The sequence below is a fragment of the Sphaerisporangium flaviroseum genome, assembly GCF_039537005.1.
GTDB classification, from domain to species: domain Bacteria; phylum Actinomycetota; class Actinomycetes; order Streptosporangiales; family Streptosporangiaceae; genus Sphaerisporangium; species Sphaerisporangium flaviroseum.
Genome location: NZ_BAAAZR010000002.1, coordinates 660057 through 679874, shown reverse-complemented (window position 1 = coordinate 679874; position 19818 = coordinate 660057). Strand labels below are relative to the sequence as shown.

Annotated in this window: 14 protein-coding genes; 7 read left to right on the top strand and 7 right to left on the bottom strand. The window is 71.2% G+C overall.

Annotated elements, in window-relative coordinates; genetic code table 11:
• Positions 1-11 precede the first annotated feature (11 nt).
• From ABD810_RS09215 to ABD810_RS09195, 5 genes are all read right to left on the bottom strand, one after another.
• Entirely contained in the window at positions 12-1205 is a 1194-nt protein-coding gene (locus ABD810_RS09215) for a sensor histidine kinase (protein WP_344936770.1), read from the bottom strand.
• A gap of 307 nt (positions 1206-1512) precedes the next feature.
• On the bottom strand, positions 1513-1965 hold the full coding sequence (locus tag ABD810_RS09210; protein ID WP_344936768.1) for an HIT family protein: 453 nt from the start codon (positions 1963-1965) through the stop codon (positions 1513-1515).
• Positions 1966-2057: 92 nt separating this feature from the next.
• Positions 2058-3215 (bottom strand): acyl-CoA dehydrogenase family protein, encoded by a 1158-nt coding sequence (locus ABD810_RS09205; RefSeq protein WP_344936765.1) that lies wholly within the window; start codon positions 3213-3215, stop codon positions 2058-2060.
• Between the two features lie 13 nt (positions 3216-3228).
• A complete protein-coding gene (locus ABD810_RS09200) occupies positions 3229-3780 on the bottom strand; it encodes a MaoC family dehydratase (protein WP_344936763.1) in 552 nt (183 codons plus the stop codon).
• Between the two features lie 350 nt (positions 3781-4130).
• Positions 4131-4511 (bottom strand): DUF5335 family protein, encoded by a 381-nt coding sequence (locus ABD810_RS09195; RefSeq protein ID WP_344936761.1) that lies wholly within the window; start codon positions 4509-4511, stop codon positions 4131-4133.
• A 250-nt stretch (positions 4512-4761) separates the two neighbouring features.
• Between ABD810_RS09195 and ABD810_RS09190 the strand changes: the two genes are divergently transcribed.
• Complete coding sequence (locus tag ABD810_RS09190) at positions 4762-5988, top strand: MalY/PatB family protein (RefSeq protein WP_344936759.1); 1227 nt, start codon at positions 4762-4764, stop codon at positions 5986-5988.
• A gap of 16 nt (positions 5989-6004) precedes the next feature.
• On the opposite strand, the gene ABD810_RS09185 is transcribed toward ABD810_RS09190, so the two are convergent.
• Both ABD810_RS09185 and ABD810_RS09180 read right to left on the bottom strand, forming a co-directional pair.
• Positions 6005-6943: a diacylglycerol/lipid kinase family protein gene (locus tag ABD810_RS09185; protein WP_344936757.1), complete on the bottom strand. Its 939-nt coding sequence runs from the start codon at positions 6941-6943 to the stop codon at positions 6005-6007.
• A 127-nt stretch (positions 6944-7070) separates the two neighbouring features.
• Complete coding sequence (locus ABD810_RS09180; RefSeq protein ID WP_344936756.1) at positions 7071-9839, bottom strand: immune inhibitor A domain-containing protein; 2769 nt, start codon at positions 9837-9839, stop codon at positions 7071-7073.
• A 338-nt stretch (positions 9840-10177) separates the two neighbouring features.
• On the opposite strand from ABD810_RS09180, the gene ABD810_RS09175 reads away from it, so the two are divergent.
• The 6 genes from ABD810_RS09175 to ABD810_RS09150 all read left to right on the top strand — a co-directional run bounded on the left by ABD810_RS09175 (position 10178) and on the right by ABD810_RS09150 (position 19807).
• On the top strand, positions 10178-11536 hold the full coding sequence (locus tag ABD810_RS09175; protein WP_344936754.1) for an FAD-binding oxidoreductase: 1359 nt from the start codon (positions 10178-10180) through the stop codon (positions 11534-11536).
• 78 nt (positions 11537-11614) lie between these two features.
• Entirely contained in the window at positions 11615-13414 is a 1800-nt protein-coding gene (locus ABD810_RS09170; protein ID WP_344936752.1) for a serine/threonine-protein kinase, read from the top strand.
• A 238-nt stretch (positions 13415-13652) separates the two neighbouring features.
• Positions 13653-15197: an acyl-CoA carboxylase subunit beta gene (locus ABD810_RS09165; protein WP_344937571.1), complete on the top strand. Its 1545-nt coding sequence runs from the start codon at positions 13653-13655 to the stop codon at positions 15195-15197.
• A gap of 4 nt (positions 15198-15201) precedes the next feature.
• Positions 15202-17220 (top strand): acetyl/propionyl/methylcrotonyl-CoA carboxylase subunit alpha, encoded by a 2019-nt coding sequence (locus tag ABD810_RS09160; protein WP_344936750.1) that lies wholly within the window; start codon positions 15202-15204, stop codon positions 17218-17220.
• Entirely contained in the window at positions 17217-18023 is an 807-nt protein-coding gene (locus ABD810_RS09155; protein ID WP_344936748.1) for an enoyl-CoA hydratase-related protein, read from the top strand. Before ABD810_RS09160 ends, ABD810_RS09155 begins: the two co-directional genes overlap by 4 nt.
• Entirely contained in the window at positions 18020-19807 is a 1788-nt protein-coding gene (locus ABD810_RS09150) for an acyclic terpene utilization AtuA family protein (protein ID WP_344936746.1), read from the top strand. The genes ABD810_RS09155 and ABD810_RS09150 overlap by 4 nt, the downstream gene beginning before the upstream one ends.
• Positions 19808-19818: the final 11 nt, after the last annotated feature.

The following is a 19818-nucleotide window of genomic DNA, read 5'->3' as shown; positions in this document are numbered from 1 at the left end:
TGATTTCGAACCTAAACCGAGACGCCCTGGCGGTACTTGGGAAGCCGGACGCTGATCTTCGCGCCCGCCCCCCGCGCCGTCTCGACGACGAGCCCGTACTCGTCGCCGTAGACCTGGCGCAGCCGCTCGTCCACGTTGGCCAGGCCGACGCCACCCGCGCCCGAGCGCTCGTCGGAGTCGCCCGCCAGGATGCGCCGCAGCCGCTCGGGGTCCATGCCGATGCCGTCGTCCTCCACGCTGATCAGGCACTGCGCCCCCGCGTCCTCGGCGATGATCGTGATGTGGCCGACGCCGTCCTTGCTCTCCAGCCCGTGCCGTACGGCGTTCTCCACCAGAGGCTGCAGGCAGAGGAAGGGCACGGCCACGGGCAGCACCTCCGGCGCGATGCGCAGCGTCACCCGGAGCTGGTCGCCGAACCGGGCCCGTTCCAGGGTGAGGTAGCGGTCGATCGAGCGCAGCTCCTCGGCGAGCGTGGTGAACTCGCCGTGCCGCCGGAAGGAGTAGCGGGTGAAGTCGGCGAAGTCCAGCAGCAGCTCGCGGGCGCGCTCGGGGTCGGTGCGGACGAAGGAGGCGATGGTCGTCAGCGAGTTGTAGATGAAGTGCGGGGAGATCTGCGCCCGCAGCGCACGCACCTCGGCCTCCATGAGCAGCGTCCGCGACCGGTCGAGCTCGGCCAGCTCCAGCTGCGAGTCGACCCAGGTGGCGACCTCCTGGGTGGCGCGGACCAGGCCCGCCGAAGCGTGGTCGCCGTAGGCCGCCAGGGAGCCGACCACCCGATCGTCGGTCGTGAGCGGCACCACCACGGCGTACCTCACCGGGCACTCGGGCAGGTCGCACGAGACCGTGTCCGGGCCCAGCACCTGGATACGGCCGTCCCGGAGAGTCTCGGCGGCGTGGGCGAACGCGTTCCTCGAGTGGTGCTCCCCCGCGCCGTCGTACACCAGCAGTTCCTCGCCGTTGGTGATCGCGATGGCGGGCGAGCCGAGCAGCTCGCGCAGGTAGCGGGACGCCTTCAGCGCCCCGGCCGCCGTCAGCCCTGCCCGCAGCGGAGGCGCGGCCAGGGACGCGGTGTGCAGGGTCTCGAAGGTGGCGCGCTCGGCCGGGCTGGTGCCGAGCTCGCGCCGCCCGCGCAGCATCCGCCAGAGCACCACGGCCGGGACTCCGACGAGGACGAGGAGCAGAGACACGGCCAGCAGCGGTTCCACGCCGCCGGAGCCTACTCCAGGCAAGCGATCGCATGTCGTTGCCGGCCGCCGTACAGCGGCGCCGGCATCGCCGTACCCCAACTCGCCGACCCGGCGCCGGATACAACCGACCACGGTCGCGAGTCCAGTGGGAACCCGGCGAAGACCAATGAGAACCCGGCGAAGCCTGGTGGAGACCGGGCGAAGGCCAGTGGAGACCAGCGAAAGCCCGATGGAGACCGGGCGAAGGCCAGTAGAGACCCAGCGAAGACCGATGGAGACCAGCGAAAGCCCGATGGAGACCCGGCGAAGGCCGGTGGAGACCGCACTACTCCGCGGTGGTGCTGTCGAGGGCTTTGCGGATCTTGGTGGCGTAGGACTCGGCCTCGGCCTCGTCGGCGTACTTCACCCGGGGCCAGAAGAAGCCGCGCAGGCCGTCCTTGCGGTTGCGGGGCACCACGTGGGTGTGCAGGTGCGGGACGCTCTGGCTGATCCGGTTGTTCATCGCCACGAAGGTGCCCGCCGCTCCGAGACCGTCCTCGACGGCACGTGCGACCGCCCGCACGCGCTCGAAGTACGGCCCTACCGCCTCTGTCGGCAGGTCGACGAGGGTCTCGACGTGTTCCCTCGGTATGACGAGCACGTGCCCCTTGAACACCGGGCGCGCGTCGAGGAAGGCGACCGCCACATCGTCCGCGAGCACCACGTGCGCGGGCGGAGCCCCCGAGGCGATCCCGCAGAACAGGCACGCGTCATCCGACCCGGCCGCTCCCCCAGACACGGAGCCCGCCCCGGACACGCTGCCTCCCCCAGACACGCTGCCTCCCCCAGACGCGGAACCCGGCCCGGACGAGGTGCCGTCGCCGGTGGGGATCACCAGCCGACCTTCGCGGCGCCGGACAGCAGCGAGCGGGCGATGACCATGCGTTGCACGTCGTTGGTGCCCTCGCCGATCGCCATGAGCGGGGCGTCGCGGTAGAGGCGCTCGACCACGAACTCCTGGGAGTAGCCGTAGCCGCCGTGCACCCGCATCGACTCCATGGACGCCCGGATCGCCACCTCCGAGGCGAAGTACTTCGCCATCGCCGCCTCGGAGTTCACCGCCCCGGCCTCCGAGCGCGTGGCCGCCCAGTAGGTGAGCATGCGGGCCGCCTGGATCTCGGTGGCCATGTCGGCGAGCTTGAGCTGGATCGCCTGGAACTCGGCGATGGGCCGCCCGAAGGCCTGGCGCTCCCTGGAGTAGTTCAGCGCCGCCTCGTAGGCGCACTGGGACACGCCGACCGCGCGGGCCGCGATGTTGATGCGGCCGAGCTCGAGCGCCGACAGCACCTGCTGCATGCCGCGCCCTTCGGCCCCGCCCAGCAGGCTGGACGCGGGAACCCGGACCCCGTCGAGGACCACCTCACAGGTCTCCGTGCCCTTGTAGCCGAGCTTCGGCAGGTCGCGGCTGACGACGAAGCCCCTGTCCGCGTCGACGAGCAGGACCGACATCCCCTTATGGGCCGGTTCGGTGAGGGAGGTCTTCACCAGCACCGGCAGCGGGTCGGCGTGCCGGGCGTTGGTGATCCAGGTCTTGGTGCCGTGGATGACGTACTCGTCACCGTCCCTCACCGCGCGGGTCTGGATGCCCTGTAGGTCGGTGCCCGCTCCGGGCTCGGTGAGGGCGATGCCGGTGCGGCGGGCGCCGGTGGCCAGGTCGGGCAGGTAGGCCGCCCGCTGCTCCTCGGTGCCGTACTTGGCGATCATCCACGCGGCGAGGGTGTGGGAGCCGAGCACGCCGGCCACCCCCATCCATCCCCTGGCGATCTCCTCGAACACCAGGGCGAACGAAACCCGGTCCAGATCGAGGCCGCCGTACTCCTCGGGGATCGTGATGCCGAACAGCCCGAGCCGCTTGAACCCCTCGACGATCTCCTCGGGGTACCGTCCGTCGCGCTCCCATTCGGAGGCGACCGGGACGATCTCCTTGTCGACGAACTCCCGTAGGGTCCGCCGGAACAGGTCCTGGTCCTGGTTCAGCTCGAAGTCCATATGGGGGTCCGATCTAGAGGGGGCCGGTCTTGGCCTGGGGGAAGTAGTTCTTGTCGTGCGGGGCGTCCCGCTTGTAGACCATGACGGACCTGCGCCACGACATCACCTCGTCGCCGTCCTGGTTGAGGCCGCGGGTGTGACAGGTCACGATGCCGGCGTACGGCCGCGACCTGGACTCGCGCTTCTCCAGCACCACCGACTCGGCGTAGAGCGTGTCGCCGACGAAGACGGGGTGGGTGAGCTTGATCTCCTCCCACCCGAGGTTCATCATCGCGTTCTGGCTGACGTCCATGACGGAGATGCCGAGCACGATGGCCACCGACAGCCCCGAGTTCACGATGATCTTCCCGACCGGGGCCTTGGCCGCGAAGTGCGCGTTGAAGTGGTTCTGGTTGGTGTTCATGGTCAGCAGGGTGAACCAGGTGTTGTCGGCCTCGCTGATCGTCCGGCCGAGCGGGTGCTGGTATATGTCGCCGACGGTGAAGTCCTCGTAGTAACGCCCGATCCGGGCCTCGTGCACGGTCACGCCGTCACCCCTCTCACGCTCGCCGGAACATTCCAGCATGTCGCCTCGTCCCTGGCCACGCCCATCCAGGGTCGGAGCGCCAATGATCTCGCGGCGAGCCGTCCGCCAGGCGCTGAGCTGGGCGGCGCTCCGTCTTGCGATCGAACGCGAGTCGCTGCCCGAGGTGGCGAGCCGGCTGTTCGTCGAGGAGTGATCCAGGGACTTCGCGCCTCAGTGGGGAGCCGCTCGGCGACCCGTTCCGGGCGCGCTGCGGCTCGATCCGCGCGAGCTAAACCCGATCCTCTGTACGGCATGAAGATGCCGCAGGATCGGCTGGAGGGGCGACTGGAGGAACACGCCCGCGAGCCGGGCGTGGACCGGCGCCCGGGGAAGGAGTCGACCCGGGCGACTCAGGCGGAGGCCTCCTCGGGGACCTTGACCAGGTAGACGGTCACGATCGTCTGGTTTCCCTCGGCGTCGAAGACGTCGATCGCCCGTATCGCGCCGTGCTGCACCGTGTCGGCCAGGATCCGCTGCGGATGGTCGATGGCGTGGCGCATCACCACGGGGTACCGCGCGTCACGACCGCCCACGCCGACCGAGAACTGGTCGTCCTTGGGGTCGTACTCCACATAGGCCAGCGGTATCCGCTCCGCCGGGACCAGGTCGCCGAAGTCCTTGTCCAGCACTTCGATCGTCAGGTCGGCGCCCTCGTAGTTTCGCGTGACCGTGTCGAAGTACTGCCGCCATTCTTCCCGCGGTAGCTCCGGCCGCTGCTGGTTCATGGTCATGGTCTCCTTCGCGCCGCCGTGCCCGCAGGCCACGTCGTCACCATGCTCTGCGAAGCCGTGCCCCTGCCACATCACCCGATCGAGTAGAACTCCCATCTGGAAGGGGTGCCGGATGGGAGCGCGCACCCAGGCCATGGCCCGACGCAACCGGTGCGCGCCCCAAATCATGTGCTATGACGTGATTGACGAATGAACCGGACAAGGCTGGGCGTCCGTCCGTCCGGCCGTGTCCCGAGAGTGAAGGACTGCCTTGACCGACACCGGCACCACCCACGGACCCGTGGGCTCTCACACGGACCTCCTGGCCGCGTACAGCCTCGACGAGCTGCGGGAACGGCACAGCGCCAAGTGGCGGGAGTACCCGCCGGAGGTGCTACCGGTGTGGGTGGCGGAGATGGACACCCCGCTCGCCGAGCCGATCAAGGCGGCGCTGGTCGAGGCGATCGGCCGCGGTGACACCGGGTACGCCGTCGCCGGCGGGCTGCCGGAGGCCTTCGCCGGGTTCTCCGCTCGGAAGTTCGGCTGGCGGCCCGATCCCACGGGGATACGCCTGGTGCCGGACGTGATGGCGGGGATCGTCGAGGTGCTGCACCTGGTCACCGAGCCGGGTGACCGAGTGGTGATCAACACCCCCGCCTACCCGCCGTACTTCTACTGGCTGCCCCGCATCGGCCGGCAGGCCGTGCTGAACCCGCTGTCGCTGACGGCACGCGGCTTCCGCCTGGACCTCGACGCGCTGGAGCGGGAATTCGCCGCCGGCGCCGCCGCGTACCTGCTGTGCAACCCGCACAACCCCACAGGGCTGGTGTTCGGCGAGGACGATCTGATGGCGGTCGCGCGGCTCGCGGAGCGGTACGGCGTGCGGGTCGTGGCGGACGAGATCCACGCCCCGCTGGTCTACCCCGGCGCGCGGCACGTGCCGTTCGGATCGCTCGACGCCCCGGCGGCGGCTCGCTCGATCATGCTCGTCTCGGCGTCGAAGGCCTGGAACCTCGCCGGGCTGAAGGCCGCGCTGGCCGTGCCTGGCGCGGAGGCCCGTTCCGACGTCACGGCCATCGACGTGGAGGTCAGCGAGAGCGCGGGGCTGCTCGGAGTGATCGCCTCGGAGGTGGCGTTCACCGCCGGGGAGCCCTGGCTGGACGAGCTGATGGCCGGGCTCACCGCCAACCGCGCCCTGCTGGGCGAGCTGCTCGCCGAGCACCTGCCCGAGGTGGTGTACCAGCCGCCGCAGGCGACCTACCTCGCCTGGCTGGACTTCCGCGCGCTCGGGCTCGGCGACGACCCGGCCGAGTGGTTCCTGCGGCGGGGCGGGGTCGCACTGTACCCGGGCCCGAAGTTCGGCACGCCCGGGTGCGGCTTCGCGCGCTTCAACTTCGCCACCTCCCCGGACCGGGTGTCCGCCGCCGTCCGCCAGATGGCCGCGTCGTCCCACCGGCAGGGCGCACGCGGCATGATCAGGGCGCTGGACGCACTGTAGGGCAGGCCCGGTCAGATCAGGTGTCCACGAAGCCCGGGGGGACCATGACCCGCATGCCGTTCGGGACGGACCGGATCGTCAGCGGCGTGCGCAGGTGCACCTCGCCGTCCACGTCGGCGGCCATCGGGGGCTCGGTCTCCAGCAGCATCTCGCTCCCGGTGACGAACGGGCCGCCGGCGAGGCTCCGCCAGCGGCCGCTCGTGGCGCGGGCCAGGGTCTCGGCGAGCAGCCTGAGCCGCTTGCCCGAGCCGAGCTGGTAGGCGACCAGCCGGCGGTTGTCGATGCTGATGTCCCTGGCGATCTGCCAGCCGCCGTGGTAGCGCCCGTTGGCGATGTTGAGCTGGTGGGTCAGCAGCTCGTGGCGCCGGCCGTCGACCGTGATGAAGGCACGGAACGGCTGGTGCTTCGGCAGGATGGTCAGCGCGGTCAGCGGGTAGGCCGCCCGGCCCAGTGCCCGCTTGAGCCACGGCTTCACCGTGCCGGCCACCTCGACCGAGACCCCGAAGCTGGCGAGGTTGGCGAAGGGCCGGTCGCCGGCCATGCCGAGATCGATGTCGGCGACCTTGCCCCGGCTGAACACCTTGATCGCCAGGGCCAGGTCGAGCGGGAGGCCGAGGCTGCGGGCGAAGTTGTTGGTCGTGCCGAGCGGCAGCACGCCCAGGGCCACGTCGCGGTGGGCGACGTGCTTCACGGCCTCGCTCAGGCTGCCGTCGCCCCCGCCGACCACCAGCAGGTCGGGCTCGAGCCCCAGCGCCTCCTTGATGATCTCGGGAAGACGGGACGGATCCATGACGGCGTAGGTGCGCATCGGCCGGAAGCCGTCGGCCTGGAGCAGCCGCAGCGCCTCGAAGTAGCGGTGCCGGCCCTTCCTGGACCGGGTGTTGACCACCAGAACCACCCTGCGCAGGTCGCGGATCGCCTTTGTGTGTTCCGCCTTGCTCCGCAGCTCGCTCACCGATCACCCATCCCCGTAGACGCCTCGGGACACATGCTATGCAGTCGCCGGAAGCAGGCGGGACGGGTACGGCGTGGCCGTACCCGTCCCGCTTGGAGCCACAGCCGGTGGTCACCGGCCGGTTCTGCTACTTCTTCGGCGGGGTCACCTGGACGATCGCGCCCAGGTTGCCGGGAAGCGGTGTGATCAGTTTGAGCTGCACGCCGAGCTGCTTGCCCTCGTCGCCGGGGTTGCCGGAGCCGAGGGTGAAGCCGTTGACGGTCTCGCCGTACAGGTCGGTCGCCGGAGTGCCGTCGGGGTTGACGACCCGCACCGAGTAGGGCTGGTTGCCCTTGGAGGGGACGACCGTCGACGCGTCACGGAGCCGGTAGTAGAGCCCGTCCTCCCGGCTCTCCAGGCCCGGGTACCAGGTCTTGGCGTCGGTGAAGGTCTTCACCGGGTCCTGCGGCGCGAACTGCGTGCAGTACTCGGTGAAGGCCTCGCCCTCGATGCACTCCTTGAAGGAACGCGTCTTGACGAAGCCGAACGCCGCGTTGGACGACTGCGGGCGCGAGGGGATGTTCTTCAGCGCGCTCGGGTCGATCGCGGCCGCCTCGCCGGTACGGCGCAGCGGGTCGAAGTGGGAGTCCACCAGGAGCAGCTGTCCCTTGGCGCCCGCCGACGGCAGCGACCAGATGTTGGACGCCGCGTTGTTGTAGCCGTAGGAGGCGTCACGCAGCCAGACCAGCATGCCGGGAGCGTTGTAGGGAACCTTCTCCACCTTCCAGGCACCGTCGTGCAACCAGGTGGTGTCGTAGGTGTAGCTCAGGCCCTTGTCGAACCCGTCCAGGTTGCGCCACTCGGCCAGGTAGTACTGCGCGCTCTTCAGCGAGCCGCTGTGCTGCACCCAACCGGCGCCGCTGGTGTCGGTGAAGGTGCCGGTGGCGGCGGTCCAGCCGGCCGCGCCTGACTCGACGTCGTCGCTCCAGACGGTGGTGCCGCCGCTGGTGACCGAGAAGTCGTCGGCGAACCAGCCGCGCTCGTTGGCGGCGGCGTCGGTGGCGTACCGCAGGCGCAGCTTGATGTTCTGGCCCGCGAACGGCGCGAGGTCGGCGTAGAAGTGCTGCCAGCCGCCGGAGTCACCGGTCAGGCCGTACTTCTTGTTGCCGTAGTCGCGCAGCCGCTTGTTCGGGTCGGCGTAGTCGTCGCCGGTGGAGACGAGCGCGCCGTCCTCGCCGTAGATCTTCTGCTCGGCCCAGGTCGTGCCGCCGTCGGTGGAGACCTCGATGAAGCCGTAGTCCCAGTCCTGCTCGATGGTGAAGTCGTTCCACAGCCAGAACCTGGTGTCGGTGCCGGCCGGGACCGCGATGTCGCGGGTGATCTTCACGTCCGCCCAGTCCTGGTCGTTGTTCGACCACCACACCTTGGTACCGCTGTGCGGGGTGGTGAGCGTGACGTCCTTGTCGGGCAGGTTGACCCGGACGCCGTCCTCGGTGAGCTTGGGCGTGCGCGAGGCCTGGCCCAGGGTCACCAGCTTGGTGGCGTCACCGGGGTTGAGCACCTTGGGGTTCGCCCAGCCGAGCACCCACTTGTCCCACAGGCCCATGTGGGTCGGCATCGACTGGAAGATCGGCCCGGAGTGGGAGCCGGTGGACATGAGGTCCCAGAACTCCACGTCGCTGTCCCCGGCGCCGGTGGCGTCGTACAGGTCCGGCAGGCCGAGGTCGTGGCCGTACTCGTGGGCGAACACGCCGACGCCGGAGTCCTCCGGCTGCACGATGTAGTTGGAGATCTTGACGCTGGTCCCGGGCACCGTGTAGCCGCCGGGGATCGCGCTGGAGTGGGCCCAGATGGCGAAGGTGCCCTGGGCGCCGCCGCCGCCGGACTTGTCCTCGCCCGCGTGGACGAGCACCAGGTGGTCCACCACGCCGTCGGGCTCGTTGTAGTTGCCGTCGCCGTCGGCGTCGGAGGTGTCCTCCTGGTCGTAGTCGGCCCAGGGGAAGCTCGGGTTGGACTTGGCCAGCTCGTTGACGGCGTCGATGCCCATCTGGGCGGCGCCGCGCGGGTTGTCGGGGTGGCCGGAGGTGTCCTGCACAGCGGCGTGGCAGGCGCCCGCGCCGTACCAGGCCTCGGAGTGCGGGACCTTGATCCAGCCGATCGCCTCACCGGTGACGGTGTAGGCGCCCTTGGACATCTCCTCGTACATGTTCTTCATGGTGTAGCCGGCGATGTCGATGCCCGGCTTGCCGTCGCGAGGGTCCTTCAGGTCCGTGCGGACCCGCTTGGTGATGCCCTTGCTGGAGTAGAGCATGTCGTTGTAGTGGGCGTTGTTGAAGTCCGGGACCCACATGGAGTTGTTGTCCTTGCCGCCGCCTGCCTCCAGCGCGGGGTTCGGGATGTTGTTGTGCAGCGGCCCGTTGATCTTGGTGCCGGGCGGCTCGGTGACGCAGTCGTCCGCATCGTTGATCGTCTTGGGGTGGCTGAACCCGGAGAAGTCGTCGTTCGCCTGCTCGTTGAACTCGACCAGCAGCGTCAGCAGCTTCGCCTTCTGCGTGGTCTTCGCCTTCTTGTACAGGAACTCGAAGGGGTTCTTGCCGGTGCGGACCGCCGTGCGCTCGTGCTTGGCCAGTTCCCTGGCCGCCACGGGGTTGCCCTCGGAGAACTTGCGGTCGAACACCTCCGCGGTGGGCGTGCCACCGCGCCGCTTGTCCGCGCCGGTGTCCACCTTCTCCCCGGCCTTCGACGTGGTGTCGCTCTGAACCCTCGGGGGGGCGTAGTTGATGTAGTAATCACTCGCCGACGGCTGATACCGGGCCACCGAGGTGCCGTCTGCCGCGGCACCCGTGACCGCGAGACCCGCCGCCGCCAGTCCCACGACTGGAAGCATCGAGACGAGACGCCTGACTCTGCGTGCCAACAGGAATTCCTCCTCCGCCCGGGGTATCCGGGCGACTTCCAAGGCGCGCCAGGATGAACGCGCCGACCGTTGGAGATCTGCGGCGTTTGCCATGGAACGCCCCAGAATCGGCAAAGCGGACGTTAGATGATGGAGTAAAGCAAAAGTAAAGCCGACCAAAGGTGTTGCGAAATTGTCATCGTCGGAAGTCCGACGGCCACGGGGTTCCCGCTCTCGGCGCTCACCGTGATCTGGCCTTTTTCGTGCACCGGAACGCTCCACTCCGGCGCCTGTACACCACATCCACCCTTGTGCGCCCGAATCGGCATTCATCGGGGGCAGAACGTACAGTCGCTGGCGTGAACGCAGTTGATGAGCTCGTCGGCGCGCTCCCCGCAGGCAGAGTGCTGACCGACCCCGACGTGGCCGCCTCCTACGCCCGTGACCAGACGTTTCTCGAACCCGGCAAACCCCTGTGCGCGGTGGCGGCGCAGACCCGGGACGACGTGGTCGCCACGATGCGCTGGGCCACCGAGCACCGGGTGCCCGTGGTCCCCCGTGGAGCGGGCACCGGCCTCGCGGGCGGAGCGACGGCGGTCGAGGGCTGTGTGATGCTGTCGCTGGCGCGCATGACCGAGATCCGTGAGCTGTCCCCGGCCGACGAGATCGCCGTCGTCGAGCCGGGTGTGATCACCGCCGACCTCGACCGCGCCGCCCGTGCGCACGGCCTGATGTACGCCCCCGACCCGTCCTCGTACGAGATCTCCACCATCGGCGGCAACCTGGCCACCAACGCGGGCGGGCTGCGCTGCGTGAAGTACGGCGTCACCCGCGACTCCACGCTCGGCCTGGAGGTCGTGCTGGCCGACGGACGGCTGCTCACCACCGGCCGCCGGACCATGAAGGGGGTGACCGGGTACGACCTCACCGGGCTCTTCGTCGGCTCGGAAGGCACCCTCGGGGTGATCACCTCGGCCACGTTGCGGCTACGCCGGGCGCCGGCCGCGCCGCCGGTCACCGTCGCCGCCGAGTTCCCCTCGCAGCGCGCCGCGGGCGACGCCGTCGCCGCGATCGTCGCCGCGGGATGCCGGCCGTCGCTGCTGGAGCTGATGGACCGCAACACCCTCAAGGCGATCGACGACTGGAAGAACATCGGCCTGGACGCCGGGGTCCAGGCCATGCTGATCGCGCAGTCGGAGGGCGAGCTTCCCGGCAGCGCCGACGCGATGGCGCGGCTGTGCGAGGCGAACGGCGCGAGCTTCGTCGCGATGTCCTCCTCCCCCGAGGAGGCCGACGAGTTGATCGGGCTCCGGCGGCTGGCCTACACCGCCAAGGAGCGGCTGGGCGCCTGCCTGGTGGAGGACGTCTGCGTTCCCCGCTCGGTGCTGCCGGACATGATCACCATCATCGAGGAGACCGCGGCCCGCCACGACACCCTCATCTGTACGGTCGCGCACGCCGGCGACGGCAACCTGCACCCGGTCTTCATCTTCGACCGAGGGCTCTCCGAGCCGCCCGCGAACGTGTGGGCGGCGGCCGACGAGGTCTTCCGTGCCGCGCTCCGCCTCGGCGGGACGCTGACGGGCGAGCACGGGGTGGGCCTGCTCAAGCGCCGCTGGCTCGGCCTGGAGAGCGGCCCGGTGGTGAGCGAGGTCCAGCAGAAGATCAAGCAGGTCTTCGACCCCCTGGGCATTCTCAATCCCGGCAAGGCCATCTGATCTCCCCGGCGTCCCTGGGTTCCCACTGGTAGCGTTCTTAACCACAGGTGCGGATAAATCGGGATATCGGGGGTCGAGGTGACACAGGGACTCACGGACGAGGACCCGCGCCGCCTCGGTGCGTACGACATCATCGGACGCCTGGGCGACGGCGGCCAGGGCGTCGTCTACCTCGGCCGGTCCACCTCGGGCGAGCCGGTGGCGATCAAGCTGCTCCACGCCCGGCTCTCCGGCGACGCCGACGCCCGCGCCCGGTTCCTTCGCGAGGTGTCGGTCGCGCAGCGGGTCGCGAGGTTCTGCACCGCCTCGGTGCTGCACGCCGACCTGGCCGGCAACCAGCCCTACATCGTCAGCGAGTACGTGCCCGGCCCGTCGCTGCGCGAACTGGTCGAGCGGGAAGGTCCTCGCCGGGGCGCCGCGCTCGATCGCCTCGCGGTCAGTACGGCCACCGCGCTCGCCGCCATCCACCGGGCGGGCATCCTGCACCGGGACTTCAAGCCCGCCAACGTGCTGATGGGGCCAGAGGGACCGGTCGTCATCGACTTCGGCATCGCGCGGGCCCTGGACGCCCCGGGCGCCACCGCCACCGGCGACACCCTCGGAACCCCGTCGTTCCTGGCGCCGGAGCAGCTCAGCGGCGCGGCGGTGACCTCCGCGGTCGACGTGTTCGCGTGGGGCGTGACGATCGTCTTCGCCGCCACCGGACGGCCCGCCTTCGGCGCCGACTCCATCCCCGCGGTGATCAACCGCATCCTGAACGAGCAGCCCGACCTGACCGCCCTTGACGACTCGCTGCGCGACCTGGTCGCCGCGTGCCTGTCGAAGGACCCTGCCCGCCGCCCCTCCTCGGAGGCCGTGGCGGGCCACCTGATGGGCAGCGGCGACATCGGGCCGGCGCGCGCGCAGAACCTCCAGGGCGGCGGGCACGGACCCGTTCACGGCGGCGGGCACGGACCCGTTCACGGCGGCGGGTCCGGGAGCGGTGGCTTCGGCGGCGGCCAGGCGGGTGGCTTCGGGGAGCGCCGGGAGGATGCCGTCGGCAACGGTCCGGCGGGCTCTCAGGGAACCGTGCGGGGCGCTTCGCGCCGCACGGCCCGGCGGCGGCGTCCCGGGCCCGCGGTCGTGCTGCCGCTCCTGGCGGCGCTCACCGCCGCGGTCGTGACGGCGGGCACCGTCACCCTGGTCCAGTCGATGACGAGGTCCGATGACACCGCGGCCGGGCGGTCCGCGAACGCCCAGGCGAGCGGGCAGCAGGTGACCGACGAGCCCTCCGTGGAGGGGACGGCGGCCGAGCTCTCGCCCTCGGCGTCGCCGAGCCGGACCAAGCGGGCCTCGCACCCTGGCAGGCCCTGGGCCGGCGAGTCCCCCGGCCGGCGGTCCGCCTCCCCCTCGCACGGGCGGCCCACCACCGCGGCACCCTCACGGACGCCGACCCGGAAGCCGACGGCCACCCCCAAACCGACGACCACGGCTGAACCGACCGTCTCTCCCACCAGGAAGCCGACCTCCAGCCCGACCGGGAAGCCCACCCCCAAGCCGACGGCGACCCCGAAGGCCAACCCGTACACGGCGGCCGGGCTCTGCGGCGCGGGGTACAAGGCCATCGACTCGCACTCCTTCGGCGGCGCCACCGTCCACCTGCTCTACAACGGCACGGCGAAGAAGAACTGCGTGGTCACGCTGTCGAAGTACGTGGTGCCCCAGAAGATCAAGATGAGTGCCGTGCTCCAGGTGCAGGGCGGTTCTTCGGCCAATGACGGCGGCGTCTACGAGGCCTACGCGGGCCCGCTCCGGCTCGCCGCCGGCAAGACGTGCGTGATCTGGGGCGGCGGGTACGGCACGGCCTCCTGGAAGAGCGGCTGGTCCCACTGCGGGTAGCACCGTGCCACGTGACCACGGGCCCGCCACCTGCCCCCCGGCCGAGCCCACGCGGCCGCGGATCCACCACGTCCATCCCCCGCCGCCGGGACACGCGCGGTGCCGGTCCCCCGCCGCCCGGTGTACCGGTCCGATGTACTACCTTCTGGGCCACGGCCACTGGGACCCCCGGGAGTGAAGCGTGATCGACAGCCGGCTCGACACCGCGAGCGCCGACTTCCAGGCGAGACGGGCCGCCATGCTCGCCAAGCTGCGGGACCTCGACGCCGAGCAGGCCAAGGCCGTGGCGGGCGGTGGCCCCAAGTACGTCGAGCGCCATCACCGGCGCGGCAAGCTGCTCGCCAGGGAGCGCGTCGAGTTGCTGGTGGATCCCGACTCGCCGTTCCTGGAGCTCTCGCCGCTCGCCGCCTGGGGAACCGACTTCCCGGTGGGCGCGAGCGTGATCACCGGGATCGGAGTCGTCGAGGGGGTCGAGTGCGTGATCACCGCGAGCGACCCGACCGTGCGTGGCGGTTCGTCGAACCCGTGGACGCTGCGCAAGACGCTCAGGGCGGCGGACATCGCGCTGGAGAACCGGCTTCCGCTGATCAACCTGGTCGAGTCCGGCGGGGCGGACCTGCCGACCCAGAAGGAGATCTTCATCCCAGGCGGCCGGATATTTCGTGATCTGACCCGCTTGTCGGCCGCCGGAATCCCCACCATCGCCCTCGTGTTCGGCAACTCCACGGCCGGAGGCGCGTACGTCCCGGGCATGAGCGACCACGTGGTCATGGTGAAGGAACGTGCCAAGGTCTTCCTGGGCGGCCCCCCGCTGGTCAAGATGGCCACCGGCGAGGAGTCCGACGACGAGTCGCTGGGCGGCGCCGAGATGCACGCCCGCACCTCCGGCCTCGCCGACCACCTGGCCGTGGACGAGCACGACGCGCTGCGGATCGGCCGCCGCATCGTCAGGCGCCTGAACCGCCGAAAGGCGGGTGAGCGCGGCGGCGGTGGCCCGCAGGACGTGCGGGCTCCGCTCTACGACGAGGAGGAGCTTCTCGGCATCGTGCCCGAGGACCTCAAGATCCCGTTCGACCCGCGCGAGGTGATCGCCCGCATCGTCGACGCCAGCGAGTTCGACGAGTTCAAGCCGCTGTACGGCGCGAGCCTGGTGACGGGGTGGGCCACCCTGCATGGGCACCCGATCGGCATCCTGGCCAACGCCCGCGGCGTGCTGTTCAGCGAGGAGGCCCAGAAGGCGGCGCAGTTCATCCAGCTCGCGAACCAGTCGCGCACTCCCCTGGTGTTCCTGCAGAACACCACCGGCTACATGGTCGGCAAGGACTACGAGCAGCACGGCATCATCAAGCACGGCGCCATGATGATCAACGCGGTGTCCAACTCCACCGTGCCCCACTTCACCATCGTCATGGGGGCCTCCTACGGCGCCGGCAACTACGGCATGTGCGGGCGGGCCTACGACCCGCGCTTCCTGTTCGCGTGGCCGAGCGCCAAGTCGGCGGTCATGGGCCCGGCCCAGCTCGCCGGAGTGCTGTCCATCGTCGGCCGCGCGTCCGCCGAGGCACGCGGCCAGGTCTACGACGAGGCGGCCGACGTGGCGATGCGGCAGATGGTCGAGTCCCAGATCGAGTCCGAGTCACTGCCGTTCTTCCTGTCCGGGCGGCTGTACGACGACGGGGTGATCGACCCGCGCGACACCCGCACCGTCCTCGGCCTCTGCCTGTCCGCCGCCGGCAACGCCCCGGTCCCCGCCCCCGCCGGTTTCGGCGTCTTCCGGATGTGAGCGAATGATCAGACGACTGCTGGTGGCCAACCGCGCGGAGATCGCCCGCAGGATCTTCCGTACCTGCCGTGACCTGGGCATCGAGACCGTCGCGGTGTTCTCCGACGCCGATGCCGCCTCGCCGCACGTCACCGAGGCGGACCATGCGGTACGGCTGGCCGGGGTCAGGCCCGCCGACACCTATCTGGACATCCCCGCGATCGTGGAGGCGGCGCTGAAGGCCGGCGCGGACGCCGTCCACCCGGGTTACGGGTTCCTGTCGGAGAACGCCGCGTTCGCCCGAGCCGTGCTCGACGCGGGGCTGACCTGGATCGGCCCCCACCCCGACGCCATCACCGCGATGGGCTCCAAGATCGAGGCCAAGCTCCTGATGGCCCAGGCCGGCGTCCCGGTGCTTCCCTCGCTGACCCCTGGACCCGGCGGAGCCTTCCAGCCGGAACCGCCCGGGTCTGCGCGGGCCGGGCGCCAGGAATCCGGGGAACCGGTGTTCCCGGTCCTGGTCAAGGCCTCGGCGGGCGGCGGCGGGCGGGGGATGCGGATCGTGCGCGACCCCGGCGCGCTGGAGGAGGCGGTCGCGTCGGCCCGCCGGGAGGCGCTGTCGGCGTTCGGCGACGGCGCCGTCTTCGTCGAACCGCTCCTTGAGGACGCCAGGCACATCGAGGTGCAGATCCTGGCGGACACGCACGGCACGGTGTGGACGCTCGGGGAGCGGGAGTGCTCGATCCAGCGCAGGCACCAGAAGGTCGTCGAGGAGACCCCCTCGCCGGGTATCTCTCCCGGCGTGCGAGAAGCCCTGTTCGACGCGGCGGTCAAGGCCGCCAAGGCGATCGGCTACGTCGGCGCCGGGACCGTCGAGTTCCTGGTCAAGGGCGCCACGATCGCGTTCCTGGAGATGAACACGCGGCTCCAGGTCGAGCACCCGGTGACCGAATGCGTGTACGGCGTCGACCTGGTCCGCCTCCAGTTGGAGATCGCCGAGGGGTCCCGCCTGCCCGCCGAGCCGCCCGGGGCCGCGGGCCACGCCATCGAGGTCCGCCTGTACGCCGAGGACCCGGCCCGCGACTGGCGTCCCCAGAACGGCACCCTGCACCTGTTCGAGGTGCCCGGGGTCGACGCCCGGTTCGAGGTGCCGGCGACGGGCGGCGGGCACGCGACGCGCCCGTACGGCCTGCGGCTGGACTCAGGGGTGGAGAGCGGGTCGCAGGTGGGCGTGCACTACGACGCGATGCTGGCCAAGGTCATCGCCTGGGGGCCCGACCGGGCGGCGGTGGCGCGGCGGCTCGCGACCGCGCTGGCCCGTGCGCGCGTCCACGGTCTCACCACCAACCGCGATCTCCTGGTGGCGGTGCTCCGGCACCGGGCGTTCCTGGCGGGCGACACGCACACGGGGTTCCTGGACGCGCACGAGGTCACCGCGCCGGCCGTGCCGCCCGTGCCGGTGTTCGCCCTCGCCGCCGCCCTCGCGCTCGCCGCCGGCAACCGCGCGGAGGCGAGCGTTCTGGGCGGGCTGCCGAGCGGCTGGCGCAACGTGGCCTCACAGCCGCAACGGGCCGCGTTCGAGGGTCCAGGAGGGCGTGTCGAGGTCGGCTACCGGCTCGGCCGCGACGGCGGGTTGGCGGAGGGGCCGCCCGAGGTGCGCCTCCTGTCCGCCACCCCCGGCGAGGTGGTCCTCGAGGTGTCCGGAGTGCTCGGCCGCTTCGCCGTCGCACGCTACGCCGACGAGGTGTACGTCGACTCGGCCCTCGGCTCGATGCGGCTCCGTCGTCTTCCGCGGCTCCCGGAGCCGGTCGTGCTGATCGCCCCGGGATCCCTGCTCGCGCCCATGCCGGGTACCGTTCTGCGCGTCGAGGTCACATCCGGGGCGCCCGTCGTCGCGGGACAGCCGATTCTCACCCTGGAGGCGATGAAGATGGAGCATCAGATCTCCGCTCCGGCCGCGGGCGTCGTCTCCGCGCTGAACGTGACCCCCGGCCGCCAGGTCGAGGCCGGGGCCGTGCTCGCCGTCATCGAGGAGCAGCAATGAACGCGCTGGTTCACCACGAGGTGCGAGGCGGGATCGCCACGCTCACGCTCGACTCGCCGGGCAACCGCAACGCGCTGTCGGTCCGCCTGCTCGGCGACCTGGAGCGCGCGCTCGACCACGCCATCGGCCGGGAGGACGTCCGCGTCATCGTGCTGACCGGCGCCGGCCCGGTGTTCTGCTCCGGCGCCGACCTGAAGGAGCAGGCGCCCGGCCAGAAGGACCGGCCCCACGACGCCCCCGTGACCGCGTCCTTCCCGGAGATCATGAGCCTGATCTGGGAGAGCCCCAAACCGGTGATCTGCCGCCTCAACGGCACCGCGCGCGCCGGCGGCCTCGGGCTGGTGGCCGCGTGCGACTTCGCGATCGCCCCCGACTCGGCGACGTTCGCGTTCAGCGAGGTACGGCTGGGCGTGGTGCCCGCCATGATCTCGGTGACCGTGCTGCGCCGCCTCGATCCGCGTGCCGCCGCGGAGTACTTCCTCACCGGGGAGGTGTTCGGCGCCGCCCGTGCCGCGGAGATCGGCCTGCTGACGCGGGCCGTGCCGGCCGAGGAGCTGGACGCGACCGTCGCCCACTACGCCGACATGCTGCTGCGCGGCGGCCCGGAGGCGCTCGCGATCACCAAGCAGCTCGTGCGCACCGTTCCCGGCCTGTCGGTCGACGACGGCATGCGGCAGATGGCCGAGCTCTCGGCGCAGCGCTTCACCTCCCCCGAGGGCCAGGAGGGCATCCGCGCCTTCATGGAGAAGCGCCCCGCCTCCTGGATCCCGAAGGCGGATCCCGAAGGGGACCAGGTCTCGTGACCGGCGTCCCCGCGAGCACCGGCGCGGCGGGCGGCGAAGCCCCGCTGCGCGTCGCCAACTGCAGCGGGTTCTACGGCGACAGGCTGTCGGCCGCGAGGGAGATGGTCGAGGGCGGGCCGATCGACGTGCTCACCGGCGACTGGCTGGCCGAGCTGACCATGCTGATCCTGGCCGGCAACCGGCTCAAGGGCAGGCCCGGGTACGCGCGGACCTTCCTCACCCAGATGGAACAGGTCCTCGGCACCTGTCTCGACCGCGGCATCAAGATCGTGTCGAACGCGGGTGGTCTCGACCCGGCCGGGTGCGCGCAGGCCGTCACCGAGCTGGCCGACCGGCTCGGGCTGAGCGCCCGGGTGGCCCACGTGACCGGTGACGACCTCACCGGGCGCGACTTCGGTGACATGGTCAACCTCGACACCGGCGAGAAGCCGCCGGCCCCGGCACTCACCGCCAACGCCTATCTCGGCGGCAGGCCGATCGCCGTCGCGCTGGAGAGCGGCGCCGACGTGGTGGTGACCGGCAGGGTGACCGACGCGGCCCTGGTGACCGGGCCGGGCATGTGGCGGTTCGGCTGGCGGCCTGGGGACTACGACGCTCTGGCCGGGTCCGTCGTCGCCGGGCACATCATCGAGTGCGGCTGCCAGGCGACGGGCGGTAACTACGCGTTCTTCACCGAGGTGCCCGATCTGGCGCACTGCGGCTTCCCGATCGCCGAGCTGTACGCGGACGGCTCCAGCGTGATCACCAAGCATCCGGGCACGGGCGGGCAGGTGTCGGTCGGCACGGTGACCGCGCAGCTTCTCTACGAGATCGGCTCGCCGCGTTACCTCGGCCCCGATGTGACCGCGCGCTTCGACACCATCGAGCTGGCGCCGGCCGGCGACGACAGGGTGCGGGTCTCCGGTGTCAGGGGCGAGGCGCCGCCGGAGACGCTCAAGGTCGCGCTCAACCATCTGGGCGGCTACCGCAACACGATGACGCTCGTGCTGACCGGGCTCGACATCGAGGCCAAGGCACGCCTCGCCGAGGAGGCCGTGTTCACCCGCGTCCCGAGGGACTCCTTCGACCAGGTGCATGTGGAGCTGACGCCGCTCGGCGCCCCACGGGGCCCGGACGCCGTCGCGCTGCTGCGCGTCACGGTCATGGACGCCGACCGGCGCAGGGCCGGGCGCGCGTTCTCCTCCGCCGTGGTCGAGACCGGGCTGGCCTCCTATCCCGGCTTCTACGGGCTCACTCCCCCGGGCGACGCCTCGCCGTACGGCGTCTACTGGCCCACGACCGTTCCGGCGCACGCCGTACAGGCCGAGGTGTGGGCCGGCGGCGAGGCGATCTGGCGCGCTCCCGCCGGAGCGCCGGACGCCCACGGCACGGCGAGCCCCGGCGGCGAGGCGGCCATTGGCGAGCCCGCTGGGGAATCCGGTCGGCCGCCGGCCTCGGGTGCGGGCACGTCCGCGCCGCGGGAGGTCCCCTTGGGGACGATCGCGGGCGCCAGGTCCGGGGACAAGGGCGGCAACGCGAACCTCGGCGTCTGGGTCCGCACGGCCGCGCAGTACGCCTGGCTGGAGGAGTTCCTCACGGCCGACCGGCTCCAGGGCCTGCTGCCGGGCACCTCGGCGCTCCGGGTCGAGCGCCATCGCCTGCCCAACCTGCTCGCGCTGAACTTCGTCGTGCACGGGCTGCTCGGCCGGGGCGTCGCGGCCAGCCCGCGCCTGGACGCCCAGGCCAAGGCCCTCGGGGAGGAACTGCGCGCCCGCGCGGTCCCGATCCCCGGGGAGCTGCTCTAAATGGTTGGACA

Bases quoted from the DNA above. Each gene is read 5' to 3' on its own strand.
- ABD810_RS09205 (WP_344936765.1), bottom strand. From the start codon at position 3,215: ATGGACTTCGAGCTGAACCAGGACCAGGACCTGTTCCGGCGGACCCTA.
- ABD810_RS09200 (WP_344936763.1), bottom strand. From the start codon at position 3,780: ATGCTGGAATGTTCCGGCGAGCGTGAGAGGGGTGACGGCGTGACCGTG.
- ABD810_RS09195 (WP_344936761.1), bottom strand. From the start codon at position 4,511: ATGACCATGAACCAGCAGCGGCCGGAGCTACCGCGGGAAGAATGGCGG.
- ABD810_RS09165 (WP_344937571.1), top strand. From the start codon at position 13,653: ATGCTCGCCAAGCTGCGGGACCTCGACGCCGAGCAGGCCAAGGCCGTG.
- ABD810_RS09160 (WP_344936750.1), top strand. From the start codon at position 15,202: ATGATCAGACGACTGCTGGTGGCCAACCGCGCGGAGATCGCCCGCAGG.
- ABD810_RS09155 (WP_344936748.1), top strand. From the start codon at position 17,217: ATGAACGCGCTGGTTCACCACGAGGTGCGAGGCGGGATCGCCACGCTC.